The sequence below is a fragment of the Franconibacter daqui genome, from assembly GCF_014644275.1.
GTDB classification, from domain to species: domain Bacteria; phylum Pseudomonadota; class Gammaproteobacteria; order Enterobacterales; family Enterobacteriaceae; genus Franconibacter; species Franconibacter pulveris.
Genome location: NZ_BMKJ01000001.1, coordinates 838,396 through 853,573, shown reverse-complemented (window position 1 = coordinate 853,573; position 15,178 = coordinate 838,396). Strand labels below are relative to the sequence as shown.

The 15,178-nt window shown below is 55.9% G+C and carries 14 protein-coding genes; 3 read left to right on the top strand and 11 right to left on the bottom strand.

Annotated elements, in window-relative coordinates; translation table 11 throughout:
* Positions 1-53 precede the first annotated feature (53 nt).
* The 8 genes from fabF to yceD form a co-directional block, all read right to left on the bottom strand.
* Positions 54-1,295, bottom strand: coding sequence for a beta-ketoacyl-ACP synthase II (gene fabF, locus IEX01_RS04065; RefSeq protein WP_024556706.1), 1,242 nt, complete (start codon positions 1,293-1,295; stop codon positions 54-56).
* A gap of 89 nt (positions 1,296-1,384) precedes the next feature.
* Positions 1,385-1,621 carry an acyl carrier protein gene (acpP, locus tag IEX01_RS04060; RefSeq protein WP_000103754.1) on the bottom strand — a complete coding sequence of 79 codons (237 nt, stop codon included), beginning with the start codon at positions 1,619-1,621 and terminating at the stop codon, positions 1,385-1,387.
* A 154-nt stretch (positions 1,622-1,775) separates the two neighbouring features.
* Positions 1,776-2,510: a 3-oxoacyl-ACP reductase FabG gene (gene fabG, locus IEX01_RS04055; protein ID WP_188723299.1), complete on the bottom strand. Its 735-nt coding sequence runs from the start codon at positions 2,508-2,510 to the stop codon at positions 1,776-1,778.
* Between the two features lie 13 nt (positions 2,511-2,523).
* Complete coding sequence (fabD, locus tag IEX01_RS04050; RefSeq protein ID WP_024561236.1) at positions 2,524-3,453, bottom strand: ACP S-malonyltransferase; 930 nt, start codon at positions 3,451-3,453, stop codon at positions 2,524-2,526.
* Between the two features lie 18 nt (positions 3,454-3,471).
* Positions 3,472-4,425 (bottom strand): beta-ketoacyl-ACP synthase III, encoded by a 954-nt coding sequence (locus IEX01_RS04045; RefSeq protein WP_029592515.1) that lies wholly within the window; start codon positions 4,423-4,425, stop codon positions 3,472-3,474.
* A 79-nt stretch (positions 4,426-4,504) separates the two neighbouring features.
* Entirely contained in the window at positions 4,505-5,584 is a 1,080-nt protein-coding gene (gene plsX / locus IEX01_RS04040; RefSeq protein ID WP_071788455.1) for a phosphate acyltransferase PlsX, read from the bottom strand.
* 73 nt (positions 5,585-5,657) lie between these two features.
* On the bottom strand, positions 5,658-5,831 hold the full coding sequence (gene rpmF / locus IEX01_RS04035; RefSeq protein ID WP_024551727.1) for a 50S ribosomal protein L32: 174 nt from the start codon (positions 5,829-5,831) through the stop codon (positions 5,658-5,660).
* Between the two features lie 16 nt (positions 5,832-5,847).
* Positions 5,848-6,369 (bottom strand): 23S rRNA accumulation protein YceD, encoded by a 522-nt coding sequence (yceD, locus tag IEX01_RS04030; RefSeq protein ID WP_024556701.1) that lies wholly within the window; start codon positions 6,367-6,369, stop codon positions 5,848-5,850.
* A 140-nt stretch (positions 6,370-6,509) separates the two neighbouring features.
* Here yceD and IEX01_RS04025 point away from each other — a divergent pair, with 140 nt between their 5' ends.
* On the top strand, positions 6,510-7,091 hold the full coding sequence (locus IEX01_RS04025) for a Maf family protein (RefSeq protein WP_024561237.1): 582 nt from the start codon (positions 6,510-6,512) through the stop codon (positions 7,089-7,091).
* A 25-nt stretch (positions 7,092-7,116) separates the two neighbouring features.
* Here the strand turns inward: IEX01_RS04025 and rluC are convergent, their stop codons facing one another.
* On the bottom strand, positions 7,117-8,070 hold the full coding sequence (gene rluC, locus IEX01_RS04020) for a 23S rRNA pseudouridine(955/2504/2580) synthase RluC (RefSeq protein ID WP_034882058.1): 954 nt from the start codon (positions 8,068-8,070) through the stop codon (positions 7,117-7,119).
* A 572-nt stretch (positions 8,071-8,642) separates the two neighbouring features.
* On the opposite strand from rluC, the gene rne reads away from it, so the two are divergent.
* On the top strand, positions 8,643-11,810 hold the full coding sequence (gene rne / locus IEX01_RS04015) for a ribonuclease E (RefSeq protein ID WP_188723298.1): 3,168 nt from the start codon (positions 8,643-8,645) through the stop codon (positions 11,808-11,810).
* A gap of 22 nt (positions 11,811-11,832) precedes the next feature.
* Here rne and IEX01_RS04010 read toward each other — a convergent pair whose 3' ends face one another.
* The gene (locus IEX01_RS04010; RefSeq protein ID WP_373289645.1) at positions 11,833-12,825 is read right to left on the bottom strand and encodes a LysR family transcriptional regulator; all 993 of its coding nucleotides are present in this window, start codon (positions 12,823-12,825) and stop codon (positions 11,833-11,835) included.
* 70 nt (positions 12,826-12,895) lie between these two features.
* On the opposite strand from IEX01_RS04010, the gene IEX01_RS04005 reads away from it, so the two are divergent.
* Entirely contained in the window at positions 12,896-14,122 is a 1,227-nt protein-coding gene (locus IEX01_RS04005) for an MFS transporter (protein WP_024561240.1), read from the top strand.
* A gap of 84 nt (positions 14,123-14,206) precedes the next feature.
* On the opposite strand, the gene flgL is transcribed toward IEX01_RS04005, so the two are convergent.
* Complete coding sequence (gene flgL, locus IEX01_RS04000; RefSeq protein WP_024556696.1) at positions 14,207-15,166, bottom strand: flagellar hook-associated protein FlgL; 960 nt, start codon at positions 15,164-15,166, stop codon at positions 14,207-14,209.
* Between the last annotated feature and the right edge of the window lie 12 nt (positions 15,167-15,178).

Here is a 15,178-nt window from a genome sequence, read left to right as displayed (position 1 = left end):
AAGCGGAGAACTCTCAGGAAAAAGGCCCGGATAACCGGGCCTTAAAAGCGGGATTAAATCTTTTTGAAGATCAAAGAACCGTTAGTACCGCCGAAGCCGAAGGAGTTACACAACGTGTATTCCATGCCGGAAACCTGACGCGCCTCATGAGGAACGAAGTCAAGGTCGCAACCCTCGTCAGGATTGTCCAGGTTGATGGTCGGCGGAATAGCCTGGTCGCGCAGTGCAAGGATGGAGTAGATGGATTCTACCGCCCCTGCCGCGCCTAACAGGTGGCCCGTCATCGATTTCGTGGAGCTAACCATAACGCTTTTCGCCGCATCGCCGAAGACCGATTTCACCGCCTGCGCTTCCGCTACGTCGCCTGCCGGAGTGGAGGTGCCGTGAGCATTCACGTAGCCAATCTGGCCTGGTTCGATGGCCGCGTCGCGCAGTGCGTTGGTCATCGCCAGCGCCGCCCCTGCGCCATTTTCTGGCGGTGAGGTCATATGGTAAGCATCGCTGCTCATACCAAAGCCGACGATTTCGCAGTAAATTTTCGCGCCGCGTTTTTTCGCGTGTTCGTACTCTTCGAGCACGATAATGCCAGCGCCGTCGCCCAGCACAAAACCGTCGCGGTCTTTATCCCATGGACGACTTGCAGCCTGCGGATTGTCGTTGCGCGTAGACAGCGCGCGCGCCGCGCCAAAACCACCCACGCCAAGCGGAGTGCTGGCTTTTTCCGCGCCACCTGCCAGCATCACGTCCGCATCGCCATAAGCGATGATACGCGCCGCGTGACCGATGTTGTGCACGCCAGAAGTACAGGCCGTGGCGATAGAGATGCTCGGGCCGCGCAGGCCATACATGATGGTCAAATGTCCGGCCACCATGTTAACAATGGTTGAAGGTACAAAGAACGGACTTATTTTGCGCGGACCGCCTTGCACCATCGAGCTGTGGTTCTCTTCGATAAGGCCAAGGCCACCGATACCGGAACCAATCGCTGCACCCATGCGGGTAGCATTTTCTTCCGTCACCACCAGACCAGAATCCTGCATGGCCTGTACGCCGGCAACAATTCCATATTGAATGAAGGCATCCATCTTGCGCTGTTCTTTGCGCGAGATAATGTCTTCGCAGTTAAAATCCTTTACTAAGCCAGCAAATTTCGTTGCATAGGCGCTAGTATCGAAATGGTCGATCAGGCTGATGCCACTCTGACCGGCAAGGAGAGCTTTCCAGGTAGACTCTACGGTATTGCCGACAGGAGACAACATGCCCAGTCCGGTCACAACTACACGACGCTTAGACACGTTTGTCCTCCAGGGAGGGAAAAAATAAGATACTTGTGGGACAAATAGATAAAACTCAGGCGGTCGAGTGACCGCCTGGAGATGTTCACTTACGCCTGGTGACCGTTGATGTAATCAATGGCAGCCTGAACGGTGGTGATTTTCTCAGCTTCTTCGTCCGGAATCTCAGTATCAAACTCTTCTTCCAGAGCCATTACCAGCTCAACGGTGTCAAGAGAATCAGCGCCCAGGTCTTCAACGAAGGAAGCATTGTTGGTAACTTCTTCCTGCTTAACGCCCAGCTGTTCGCCGATAATTTTCTTAACGCGTTCTTCGATAGTGCTCATACTCTTAAATTTCCTATCAAAACTCGCTTTCGCGATGGTTTTCGTAGTGTATAAAATGTTGAAAAAGATGCAACTAAATCCCGGCAGGTCTTACCACGATTTTACGCTATTTTGAGGGTTTTTGCCCTGATAACGCAAATAATTTTAATCGTGGTTAAACCATGTACATTCCGCCGTTGACGTGCAGGGTCTCACCAGTGATGTAACCTGCTTCGTCAGAGGCTAAAAATGCAACCGCGCTGGCGATTTCTTTTGCGTCGCCTAAACGACCCGCAGGAACCTGCGCCAGAATACCCGCACGCTGATCGTCAGACAGCGCACGCGTCATGTCCGTTTCAATAAAGCCCGGAGCAACAACGTTTACAGTAATACCGCGGGACGCGACTTCGCGCGCCAGCGATTTACTGAAACCGATAAGACCCGCTTTCGCCGCAGCGTAGTTGGCCTGACCGGCATTTCCCATGGTACCGACCACAGAACCGATAGTGATAATGCGACCGTGACGCTTCTTCATCATAGCTCGCATTACCGCTTTTGACAGACGGAAAACCGATGACAAGTTAGTTTCCAGAATATCGTCCCACTCGTCATCTTTCATGCGCATCAACAGGTTATCGCGAGTGATCCCGGCATTATTAACCAGGATGTCCACTTCGCCAAATTCTGCGCGAATATTTTCCAGAACGGATTCAATAGATGCCGGATCGGTCACATTCAACATCAGACCTTTACCCTGTGCGCCCAGATATTCGCTAATGGCTTTGGCTCCGCTCTCGCTGGTTGCGGTGCCGATAACTTTCGCGCCGCGAGCGACGAGTGTTTCAGCAATAGCGCGGCCGATACCGCGGCTTGCACCAGTGACCAGCGCGACTTTTCCTTCAAAACTCATGGTTTTCCTCGTTTTATTGCGCAAGTGCCGCTGACAGGCTTGCAGGCTCGTTAATCGCCGCCGCCGTCAGGGTGTCAACAATACGTTTCGTCAGACCGGTTAATACTTTACCCGGACCGACTTCATAAAGCTGCGTTACGCCCTGAGACGCCATAAATTCAACGCTCTTTGTCCACTGGACAGGGCTGTAAAGCTGGCGAATCAGCGCATCGCGAATCGCTTCCGGCGCCGTTTCACATTTCACGTCCACATTATTCACAACCGGAATCTGCGGCGCGTTAAACGTCATTTTTTCTAATTCAGCGGCAAGTTTCTCAGCCGCAGGCTTCATCAGCGCGCAGTGGGAAGGCACGCTTACCGGCAACGGCAGCGCGCGCTTGGCGCCTGCGGCTTTGCAGGCGGCGCCTGCACGTTCAACCGCCTCTTTTTGACCGGCGATAACCACCTGGCCTGGCGAGTTGAAGTTAACCGGAGAAACTACCTGCCCTTGCGCCGCTTCTTCGCACGCTTTAGCGATGGATTCGTCATCCAGACCGATAATCGCAGACATGGCGCCGGTGCCTTCCGGCACCGCTTCCTGCATGAATTTACCGCGCAGCTCTACCAGGCGAACCGCATCGGCAAAACCCAGCACGCCAGCGCATACCAGTGCTGAATATTCGCCAAGGCTGTGTCCCGCCATCATGGCAGGCGTTTTACCGCCCTGCTGCTGCCATACGCGCCAGAGCGCTACGGATGCAGTAAGCAACGCCGGCTGGGTCTGCCAGGTTTTGTTCAACTCTTCAGCCGGACCGTTTTGGGTCAGCGCCCATAAATCGTATCCCAGCGCGGCAGAGGCTTCACGAAAAGTCTCTTCAATGACCGGAAATTCAGCCGCCAGTTCAGAGAGCATGCCAACGGCCTGCGACCCCTGGCCTGGAAACACAAATGCAAATTGCGTCATGTTTTTAATCCTTATTAATCAAAAACGAACCAGCGCGGAACCCCACGTAAAGCCGCCGCCGAAGGCCTCAAGCAGCACCAGGTGGCCTGGTTTGATGCGCCCGTCGCGGACCGCTTCGTCCAGCGCGCTTGGCACAGAGGCGGCAGAAGTGTTGCCGTGTCTGTCGAGCGTAACCACAACGTTATCCATCGACATGCCAAGCTTTCTCGCGGTAGCGCTGATAATGCGCAGGTTCGCCTGGTGCGGCACCAGCCAGTCCAGCGCAGCGCGGTCGAGTTGGTTGGCTTCGAGCGTCTCATCCACAATGTGGGCAAGCTCAGTCACCGCAACTTTAAACACCTCGTTGCCCGCCATTGTCAGATAGGTAGCGCTGTCCGGGTTCAGACGATCCTGGTTTGGCAGCGTAAGCAGCTCACCGTAGCTGCCATCTGCATGAAGATGCGTGGACAGAATGCCCGGCTCTTCGGAGGCGCCGAGAACCACCGCGCCCGCGCCGTCGCCAAAAAGAATAATCGTACCGCGATCGTTAGGATCGAGCGTACGCGCCAGCACGTCAGAACCAATCACCAGCGCGTTTTTCGCAGCGCCTGATTTCACGTACTGATCGGCAATACTTAAGCCGTAAGTAAAACCTGCACAGGCCGCAGCGACGTCAAACGCCGGGCAGCCTTTAATGCCGAGCAGCGCCTGGACCTGACAGGCCGCGCTTGGAAAAGCGTGAGTCGCGGAAGTGGTGGCGACAATAATCAAGTCGATCTGATCTTTATCGATTTCCGCCATTTCCAGCGCTTTCAGTGCCGCCTGGGCACCCATGGTAGCAACCGTTTCGCCTGGCGCCGCAATGCGACGTTCACGGATACCCGTACGTGTGACGATCCATTCGTCAGAGGTATCCACCATTTTTTCCAGATCGGCGTTAGTCCGCACTTGTTGGGGCAGATAGCTGCCTGTACCAATAATCTTTGTATACATGTACGCTCAGTCACTCTTGGGTAATATACCCGCCTTGTTCAGGCCGTTTACGAAAAGCTGCGCCTGCCGGTATAGATAATTATTTCTTTTCCGGCGTAATTTCAGGCTTCTCGGCTTCCCGCAGCGCAAAACCGGCAGGGTATAAAGATTCCAGGCGAGCGGCAATCCGCTGAGGGACTTGTCGCTGCACCGCCTGCACTGCCTGTTCAATAGCGACAGCAAACGCTCGCTGATTGGCGGCTCCGTGGCTCTTAATTACGGTGCCGCGCAATCCTAACAGACAGGCGCCATTATACTGGTCGGGGTTGAGGTGACTGAATCGCCTGGAAAGGCTTTTTTGTAACCAATGCTTTAATAAAAGCCACCACCACGACCGTTTTTTCCCTTCGCCCTGCGATTTCAGCAGCGAAAGGAACATTCTTACCACCCCTTCCATCGTTTTAAGGGTGACGTTGCCGACAAAACCGTCGCACACCAGCACATCGGTTTTGCCGGTCAGTAATTCATTGGCCTCAAGATAGCCTATGTAATTAATTTCCGGCACTGATTTCAGCAACGTTGCCGCATCACGGATGCTGTCGAGCCCTTTGCTCTCTTCTTCGCCGATATTAAGCAGCGCGACGCGGGGCCGTTTAATGTCGAGCACTTCTTCCGCCATTACCGACCCCATGATAGCGAATTGCGCCAGCATCGTACTGTCACAATCCACATTGGCGCCCAGATCCAGCACCACCGTTTTACCTTGCTGCTGATGCGGCAGAACGGTCATGAGCGCGGGCCGCTCAATACCTTCAAGCGGTTTGAGCAACAGTTTTGCAAGCCCCATCAACGCGCCAGTATTCCCTGCGCTTATACAGGCCTGGGCGCGGCCCTCTTTAACCAGTTCCAGCGCAACGCGCATGGAAGTGCCGCGACTATTGCGCACGGCTTGCGAAGGACGGACATCACTGGCAATAACCGATTCCGCAGGGATAATCTGCAACCTTGAACGCTGCTCGAAATCAGCTTTGGCGAGTAATGGCGTGATGGCGTCGGGATGACCGACAAGAAGGAGGTGCAATTGCGAATTCGCGTCCAGTGCCTGCAATGCTGCAGGCACTGTCACGGAGGGACCGAAGTCCCCACCCATGGCATCTAACGCAAGGGTTAGACGTGTCAAGGTATCGCCTGGTGACGTTAATCCCCCGTTTGCACGGGGAACTGACACTAAGCAGAATCACGCTTGCGCGTGATTACTTAGCGATAACCTTGCGGCCGCGGTAGTAACCATCGGCGGTGACGTGGTGACGCAGATGGGTTTCACCAGAAGTCTTATCTACAGACAGGCTGGTAACAGCGGTCAGCGCGTCATGGGAACGACGCATGCCACGTTTGGAACGGGTTGGTTTATTCTGTTGTACGGCCATGGACCTTACTCCTCAATTACTTACGCTTTAAACTGGCTAATACGGCAAATGGATTTGGTTTTTGTGCCTCTTCAGGCAGTTCGCCAAAGACCATGTCCGCCTCGGACACTTCACAGTGTTCAGAATCATGCACCGGAACTACCGGCAGGGCGAGGATGATTTCATCTTCCACCATTGCCAGCAGGTCGATTTCACCGAATTCGTTAACCTCAATCGGCTCATACGCTTCCGGGAGTGCTTCAGCCTGTTCGTTTGTAGCGACCGGGCTGAAACAATACGTTGTATGGACATCGTGGCTAAACGGTTTACCGCAACGCTGACATTCGAGCGTTACCGTCACCTTCGCATCGCCTTTTAAAACAGCGAGACGTTGGTTATCGATAGCAAACGACATGACGCATTCCACATCGCTGTCCACACTGACCACAGATTCGGCGACACGCTCAACCTGTTCAGGAGTATAGATACCCTGGTAATCAAGGCGTTTTTGAGCCGTACGAACCGGATCAAGAGTCAGGGGTAATTTTACCTTTTGCATAGGGCGCGCATATTAACTTTGTAACGTCATAGAGTCAAAGAAAAAGGCAGCTTTCACTATCCTTTTGCCATTTATTCGCACACAGGGCGGTCCTCAGTTTAAAATAGCGAATCACGAACCGCTATTTTGGCCGTAAAACTATGCTCCCTGTCGTACTTGCATCCACCTCCCCTTTTCGCCGCCAGTTGCTCGAAAAGTTGGGCCTGCCGTTTGTCACCGCCGCCCCTGAAGTGGATGAAACACCATTGCCGGGAGAAAATGCCCGTCAATTAGTATTAAGACTTGCCAGCGCAAAAGCGCAAGCTTTGGCGAAACAATTTCCTGCACATTTGATCATCGGCTCCGATCAAGTTTGCGTGCTGGACGGGCAGATAACGGGTAAACCGCACAATGAAGACAACGCGATTGCCCAGCTTCGCAAAGCGCGCGGCAATATCATTTCTTTCTATACAGGGCTTGCCTTATACAACTCTGCTAACGGCCATCTGCAGCGCGAGTGCGAACCATTCGATGTGCATTTTCGCCATCTCAGCGATGCGGAGATTGCCGGTTATGTTCGCATTGAGCGCCCTTTCCAGTGCGCCGGAAGTTTTAAAAGCGAGGGGCTGGGCATTGCGCTGTTCGACCGGCTTGAAGGGCGCGATCCTAATACGCTGGTAGGGCTGCCGCTTATTGCGCTCTGCGCTATGCTGCGTCACGAAGGTTGCAACCCTTTGCTGTAAACAACTCCGCCGCTGCCCAGTTGGATTACATGGCTTCGCGTAACACCTTCAGGCAGTGGCGCAGTTGAGCATCCAGCGGCGCCTCGACCCGCATCGTTTCGCCGGTATGCGGATGTTCAAAGCGCAGCGCCGCCGCATGAAGGAACAGGCGGTTCAGTCCGGTGCCCGCCAGTTGACGGTCAAATTCGCGATCGCCATACCGATCGTCGAAAGCGATAGGATGCCCGGCATGCTGCGTGTGCACGCGAATTTGATGCGTGCGCCCTGTCACCGGACTGCAGCGCACCAGCGTAGCATTGGCGTAGCGTTCTTCAACTTTAAAGCGCGTTTCGGAGGGCTTACCCTCCTGACTGACGCGCACGATACGTTCGCCGCTCTGCAAAATATTTTTCAGCAATGGCGCTTGCACCACTTTGACATGAGACTGCCATTGCCCACGCACCAGCGCGAGATAGTCTTTCTGCATCCCTTTTTCACGCAGTTGCTCATGCAATGAGCGCAGCGCAGAACGTTTTTTGGCTACCAGCAACACGCCGGAAGTATCACGATCGAGGCGATGCACCAGTTCAAGAAAACGGGCTTCCGGGCGCAACGCGCGCAGCCCTTCGATAACGCCGAAGCTCAACCCGCTGCCGCCATGCACGGCCGTGCCGGAAGGCTTATTCAGCACCAGAATATAATCATCTTCATAAATAATGACGTCGCTTAACGCCGCCACTTTTTGCAAATGCGGCGACACCGCTTCTTCTTCGCGCTCGGCCACGCGCACAGGCGGAATACGCACCTCGTCGCCCGCTTCTAGCTTATATTCCGGCTTAATGCGCTTTTTATTCACACGCACTTCGCCTTTTCGCAAAATGCGATAAATCATGCTTTTTGGCACGCCTTTCAGCTGAGTGCGCAAAAAGTTATCGATACGTTGCCCGGCTTCGTCAGCCGAAACCGCAACAATTTTTACGGATGGAGTCTCTGTTTTCATGGGTGGCGATTCTAAATAGAGCACGCTGATAGCGCCACACATTTTTATGTGCTTATACTTACTGGCAAACCGATTCTCACAGCTTATGTTTTCCGTGCTGGCGGTTAAAACGCCAGCAGGAAATCAGAAAGTTAAAAAACTGTGAGTAACCCGGTGATAAATGGCAAAAGTCAGCTTGCTATAACAAGCCTGCCAATGGAATAATGTTGCCGTTTTCCGTGTTGAGACTTGTTAAGACAAGGAATTTTGCGGAATTACCAGTTTTGCCTGAATGTCCATCCACGCAGCAATGGCGTAAGACGTATTGAACTTTCAGGCAGTTAGCGGGCTGCGGGTTGCAGCCTGGCCGGTAAATGGAAGCTTCTCTGGAGAGTTACTCCCAGGCTGTTCCTTTTTGATAATTGCGCTGTATTTCCAGTTGAAATACAGGCTACCGACACTCTGCGCCTCCTAAGCGTACGACAGCCGTGAGGTTGACGGCGTGAACAGTCACGAGGCCATCGGTTCACTCCCGGTCAACGTCACCATGCCCGCAGCTTTATCGTCAATGTAAGAATAACGAGTAAGTTACGATGAAAAGAATGCTAATTAACGCAACTCAGCAGGAAGAGTTGCGTGTCGCCCTTGTTGATGGGCAACGCCTGTACGACCTGGATATCGAAAGCCCAGGACACGAACAGAAAAAAGCGAACATCTACAAAGGCAAAATCACCCGCATTGAACCCAGTCTGGAAGCCGCATTTGTTGATTACGGCGCTGAAAGACACGGTTTCCTCCCGTTAAAAGAAATCGCCCGCGAATATTTCCCTGCCAACTACTCCGCCCATGGCCGCCCTAACATCAAAGATGTACTGCGTGAAGGTCAGGAAGTTATTGTTCAGATCGATAAAGAAGAGCGCGGCAACAAAGGCGCGGCGCTGACCACCTTTATCAGCCTGGCGGGAAGTTATCTGGTGCTGATGCCGAACAACCCGCGCGCGGGCGGTATTTCACGCCGGATTGAAGGCGACGATCGCACCGAGCTGAAAGAAGCGCTCTCAAGCCTTGAACTGCCTGACGGCATGGGTCTTATCGTGCGCACCGCAGGCGTCGGTAAATCCGCCGAAGCGCTGCAGTGGGATTTAAGCTTCCGCCTGAAGCACTGGGAAGCGATTCAGAAAGCCGCGGAGAGCCGCCCGGCGCCTTTCCTTATCCATCAGGAAAGCAACGTTATCGTTCGCGCTTTCCGCGACTACCTGCGCCAGGACATCGGCGAAATCCTTATCGACAACCCGAAAGTGCTTGAGCTTGCGCGCCAGCATATCGCCGCGCTGGGTCGTCCGGATTTCAGCAGCAAAATTAAGCTCTACACCGGTGAAATTCCGCTGTTCAGCCATTACCAGATTGAGTCGCAGATTGAGTCCGCCTTCCAGCGCGAAGTGCGTCTGCCTTCCGGCGGTTCGATCGTTATCGACACCACCGAAGCGCTGACCGCCATCGATATCAACTCCGCCCGCGCCACCCGCGGCGGCGATATCGAAGAGACCGCGTTTAACACCAACCTTGAAGCGGCAGATGAGATTGCGCGCCAGCTGCGCCTGCGCGACCTCGGCGGTCTTATCGTTATCGACTTTATCGATATGACCCCGGTGCGCCATCAGCGCGCGGTGGAAAATCGCCTGCGTGAAGCGGTGCGCCAGGACCGTGCGCGCATCCAGATTAGCCACATCTCGCGCTTCGGCCTGCTGGAGATGTCCCGTCAGCGTCTGAGCCCGTCGCTTGGCGAATCCAGCCATCACGTTTGCCCGCGCTGTAGCGGCACCGGTACCATTCGCGACAATGAATCACTCTCGCTCTCCATTCTGCGCCTGATTGAAGAAGAAGCGCTGAAAGAGAACACCAAAGAGGTGCATGCCATTGTGCCTGTGCCTATCGCCTCTTACCTGCTGAACGAAAAACGCGAAGCGGTAAACGCGATTGAAAAACGCCAGGGCGGCGTACGCTGCGTGATTGTGCCTAACGATCAGATGGAAACTCCGCACTACTCTGTTTTGCGCGTACGTAAAGGCGAAGAGACGCCAACCCTGAGCTATCTGCTGCCGAAGCTGCATGAAGAAGCCATGGCGCTGCCTTCTGATGAAGAGTACGCCGAGCGTAAACGTCCTGAACAGCCAGCGCTTGCTACCTTTGTGATGCCGGATGTGCCGCCGATGCCGCAGGAAAGCGCCGCTGCCGAGAAACCTGTCGCGCCGGGCGTCGCCGTAGCCCAGCCGCCGGCGCAACCCGCGCAGCCTGGTTTTATGAGCCGTCTGATTGGCGCGTTTAAAAATCTGTTCGCCGGTGAGACCGCCAGCGAAACGCCTGTTCAGCCGCAAGAGCAGAAAGCGCCTGCGCAGGAGAAACCGCAGGAGCGTCGCAACAACCGCCGTCAGGGACCGCGTCGCGATCGCAACGAGCGCCCCAACCGTGAAACCCGCGCTGAAAATGGCGAAGTGCGTGAAGCGGCTCGCGAAGAGAACCGCCGCAACCGCCGTCAGGCTCAGCAACAGAATGCCGAAGCGCGTGAAGCCCGGCAGCCGGTTGTGGAAGAGACGGAGAAAGCCAAACCGCGTGAGGAGCAGCAGCCGCGTCGCGAACGTAACCGTCGCCGTGCGGAAGAGAAACGTCAGGCGCAGCAGGAAGTGAAAGCGCTGACCCGCGAAGAAGCGCCGGAGCAGGAAGCCGCCGAGCAGGAAGAGCGCGTACAGGTGATGCCGCGTCGTAAACCGCGCCAGCTTACGCAGAAGATCCGCATTGAGTCCGCCGAATCCGCACCGGTTGTTGAAGAAGAAGCGGTTGAAGCGGCACCGTCCGCCAGCACCGAAGTCGCCACCATTCCTCTGCCAGCGGTCGTAGAAAACGCAGCCGAGCAGGAAGAAGCGGGCGAAGGCCGTGCGGATAACGCCGGTATGCCGCGTCGCTCCCGTCGTTCTCCGCGCCATCTGCGCGTGAGCGGCCAGCGCCGTCGCCGCTATCGTGACGAGCGTTACCCGACGCAGTCGCCAATGCCGCTGACCGTCGCCTGCGCCTCGCCAGAAATGGCCTCCGGCAAAGTCTGGATCCGCTATCCAGTCGCTCGTCCGCAGGATGAAGTGATGGAGGAGCAGTTCGAACAGGCTGCGCCGGACGTTGTTGAGACCCCGGCTGACGTCGCTGCCCCTGCCGCCGCCGCACAGCCAGCGCCGACGAGCGAGCCGGTGGTGGTTGAACCGGTTGCCGACGCGCAAGCCGAGGCACCGCAGGAACCTGCAATTGAAACGTCTCACCCGGAAGTTATCGAAAGCCCGGTTGATGCTCAACCGCAGCTTATCGAGCCGCGGGAAGAAGCCGTTGCAGAGCGCGTGATTGAAGAAGCGCAGCTGGCAAGCGAAGCAGAACACGTTCGCGAAGCCCAGGCGGCAGAAATGGCGGAAACCGCCCCAGTCGCCGAGCCGCAGGCGGAGCCGCAAGCAGAGGTGCAGCCGCGCGAAGCGAAGCCGCAAGAGCAGGCGAAGCCGGTTGAAGCAGCGCCTGTCGCGGCGAAACCGAGCGTAGCGGTTGAACGCAACCACGCCGCTGCGCCGATGACCCGCGCTCCGGCGCCGGAATACATCCCGGAGCCGCCGCGTCATAGCGACTGGGTTCGCCCGGCCTTCGACTTCAGCGGCAAAGGCGCTGCGGGCGGCCATAGCGCCACCCATCACGCCTCTGCGCCAGCGGGTCGTCCGCAGGCAGCGGAATAAGCCGTAAACCTGAAAAAGCCGGTCACTGACCGGCTTTTTTATTGCCTTCAATCCGCCGCATGCCTGCCAGTTCCGGCATCGCTTCGCGCATCAGCGACAGAAACTTTCGCAGCCTCGCCGGGTAATAGCGGGCATAGGGATAAACCAGATACATCGGCAGTGGCGAAACCTGCCATTCAGGCAGTAAATGCACCAGCCGCCCCTGCGCCAGATCCTCCAGCACAACCCAGGCCGACACAATCCCCGCGCCAATCCCGTTCAGCACCGTCCGGCGTACCGCATAAAGGCTGTCCGAACTCAAGCGCGGACTGATAGTAAAGGAGACGGGCTCACGGGTTTGTCCATGGGTCAGCGTCACTTCCCGCCGATAAAAAGTGCTTAGCGCAACCCACGGCAGCGAAGCAAGCTGGCTCGGGTGCGTCATGTCCGGATGGTGGTTCAGCAATTCCGGCGTGGCCACGACAATGCGCGGCACCTCAGCAAGCGGCACGGCGATGCAGGTCGGATCGATGTCTGGCCCCACATGAATGGCGCAGTCAATATTTTCACCAATAAAGTCTGGCGATTTATCATTGAGCGTCCACTCTATCGCCAGCTTCGGGTGATGGTTAAGAAAGCTAGTCAACGGCGCGATAAGCTGATCCTGGCCGAAGGCGTGAGGCGCTCGCACGCGTAAAATGCCGACAGGATCGTCCTCCGCATTTTTCAGCTCGTCCTCCAGCGCCGCCCAGTTGCCGATAATGCCCCTCGCATGCTGATAGCAGCGCTCGCCGTCGTCGGTCAGCTTCATAGCGTGGGTGGTACGCAGCAGCAGCCTGGCCCCCAGCAGATCCTCCAGCGTTTTCAGCCTGCGGCTCACGGTCGCCTGTGTTGTGCCAAGCTGCAAAGCCGCAGCGGAAAGCGATCCGCTCTCGATAATACGCACAAAAGTATGCATCAATTCCAGCCGATCTATACGTTCTGACGGCACATTTTTTCTCCTGGTCATACGGCTGACGTATAACTGTTTTATCATGCCCTGCTCTACCACGCTACCCGATACGGGCCGACAATAAGCATACATACCCCATGTTAAGGAACTCATTGTGAAACCTGCACACACCGCGCCGCAAACGGCCGCCGCTTCTCTGCCCGCCGGGCTTATCCTGGTGCTGGCGTTCGCCACAGGGTTAAGCGTGGCCTCTATTTATTACGCTCAGCCGATTCTGCCGCTGATGGGCGCCGCGCTTAAGCTTGACGTTAACGGGATGGGGCTTATCCCAACGCTTACGCAACTGGGTTACGCGCTGGGCATTTTCTTCTTGCTGCCGCTTGGCGACCGCTACGACCGCCGCCATCTTATTTTGCTGAAATGCGCCTTGCTTGCCGTGTTGCTGGCGCTCTATAGCTTTTCAGCAAGCCTTACAGGGCTGCTCGGCTTAAGCTTGCTGGTCGGTATGGCCGCCACGGTGGCGCAGGATATTGTCCCCGCCGCCGCTATCCTCGCTCCTGCCGGCAAACAGGGCAAAATGGTCGGCACGGTCATGACCGGCTTGCTGCTTGGCATTCTGCTCTCCCGCTCGGTCAGCGGTCTGGTGGGCGCGGCGTTTGGCTGGCGTGTCATGTATCAGCTGGCGGCCGTCAGCATCGCCTTCATCGGCCTGCTGCTCTGGCGCGTACTGCCGCGCTTCGCCGCGCATTCTGAACTTGGCTATCCGGCACTGATGAAATCGCTGGTAACGCTGTGGCGCCGCTACCCGGCGCTGCGTCAGGCGGCGTTTGCCCAGGGCTTTCTGTCGATTGGTTTTAGCGCGTTCTGGTCAATGCTGGCGGTCATGCTGCATAACAGTTACCACGTCGGCAGCGCCGCTGCGGGCGCCTTTGGTCTGGCGGGCGCGGCGGGCGCGCTGGCGGCTCCGCTCTCCGGTACGCTTTCAGACCGCTTCGGTCCGCAAAGAGTCACGCAGCTTGGCGCCGCGCTGGTAAGCCTCTCTTTCGCCCTGATGTTTACACTGCCGTTCTTTGGCCCTGGCATGCAGCTCGCCATTATTGCGATTGCCGCCATCGGTTTTGATTTAGGATTGCAGTCAACGCTGGTCGCGCACCAGACGCTGGTTTATAGCCTGGAGCCCGCCGCACGCGGTCGCCTTAACGCCCTGCTCTTTACGGTGGTGTTTATCGGTATGGCGCTGGGTTCAATACTTGGCAGTAAAGCCTATACGCTTGCAGGCTGGCCTGCTGTGGTCGCGCTCGCCACGGTGGTAAGCCTGATAAGCCTTGCGATTCGCCTTGCGGGAAAACACGCGCCGCTTAGCGCTGCGGCCACGCGCTGAAGATAAAAAAAGGCCCGCTCCGGGGTGCGGAAGCGGGCATATAAAGCATGCCCAGTTTCATGACATGCTCCAAACTTTTTATTTTTATTTATTTAACTGGAACAGCGACATGCCCTGCATGTCGCTGAACGTTTTATAGGAAGCCTGAAGCGCCGCCTGCTGCATGGTGTACGAAGAGATAACCGCGTTATAGTCAACGTTTACCAGATCGCTCATTTGTTGAGTCAGCGTCAGTGTTCGGTCATCGCCTGAAGCATCAAGCGCCGTCAGTTCAGTAAGTTGCGTTCCCAGTTCCGCGCGCACAGTCAACACATTATTGTAGGAATTTCGCATTCCGCGGTTAGCGCTATCGATTGCCGCTGTGAAGGCTTCACGCGCCGTATCGTCACCATCTTCAATAGGTGTTTTGAGCGCAGCAATTGCTTTATCAAGCGTTGCAAACATATCGCTCTGTACAGAACCATCTGGCTCTTTTACTGCGTTGCTGGTCACGGTTTGAAATACTTGCTTCCCGGTATGGCCGATGATCATGCTCCGCGCTGTATCGACAGTTTGCGTGATTGCCTCTTCCCCACCAGCATAAGTCACACCGCTTGCACCCTCGACAAAAGGCGCTGATTCGGTTTTATAGCCTGCAAAAATATAGCGACCATTGCCATCCGTACTGTTTGCCAGATTTAGCAGTTGATCCCGCAACCCTTGCAGGTCAGTCGCCAGTGAAGCGCGGTCGTCATTGCTTAGCGTACCGTTACCTGCATTAACCAGCTTTTCCTGTACGCCCTGAACTGCTGTAGTTACCTGCCCCAGAATATTCTCTTCTAACGAAACTTTCTGTGTAGCGAAAGTACGCGAAAGCTCATACTGACTGTTTTGCGCCTGCGCCTGTGAGACCACTACCGCCTGAGATGCAGCGATAGGATCGTCGGAAGGCCTGTTCACACGCTTGCCTGTGGACATCTGCTCGCCATAGCCAAGCCATGCGCTTTGGCTATCGGTAATGCCGCGCATGTTTTGCTGATACATCATCTGGGTGCTGATACGCATCGCGTTATTCTC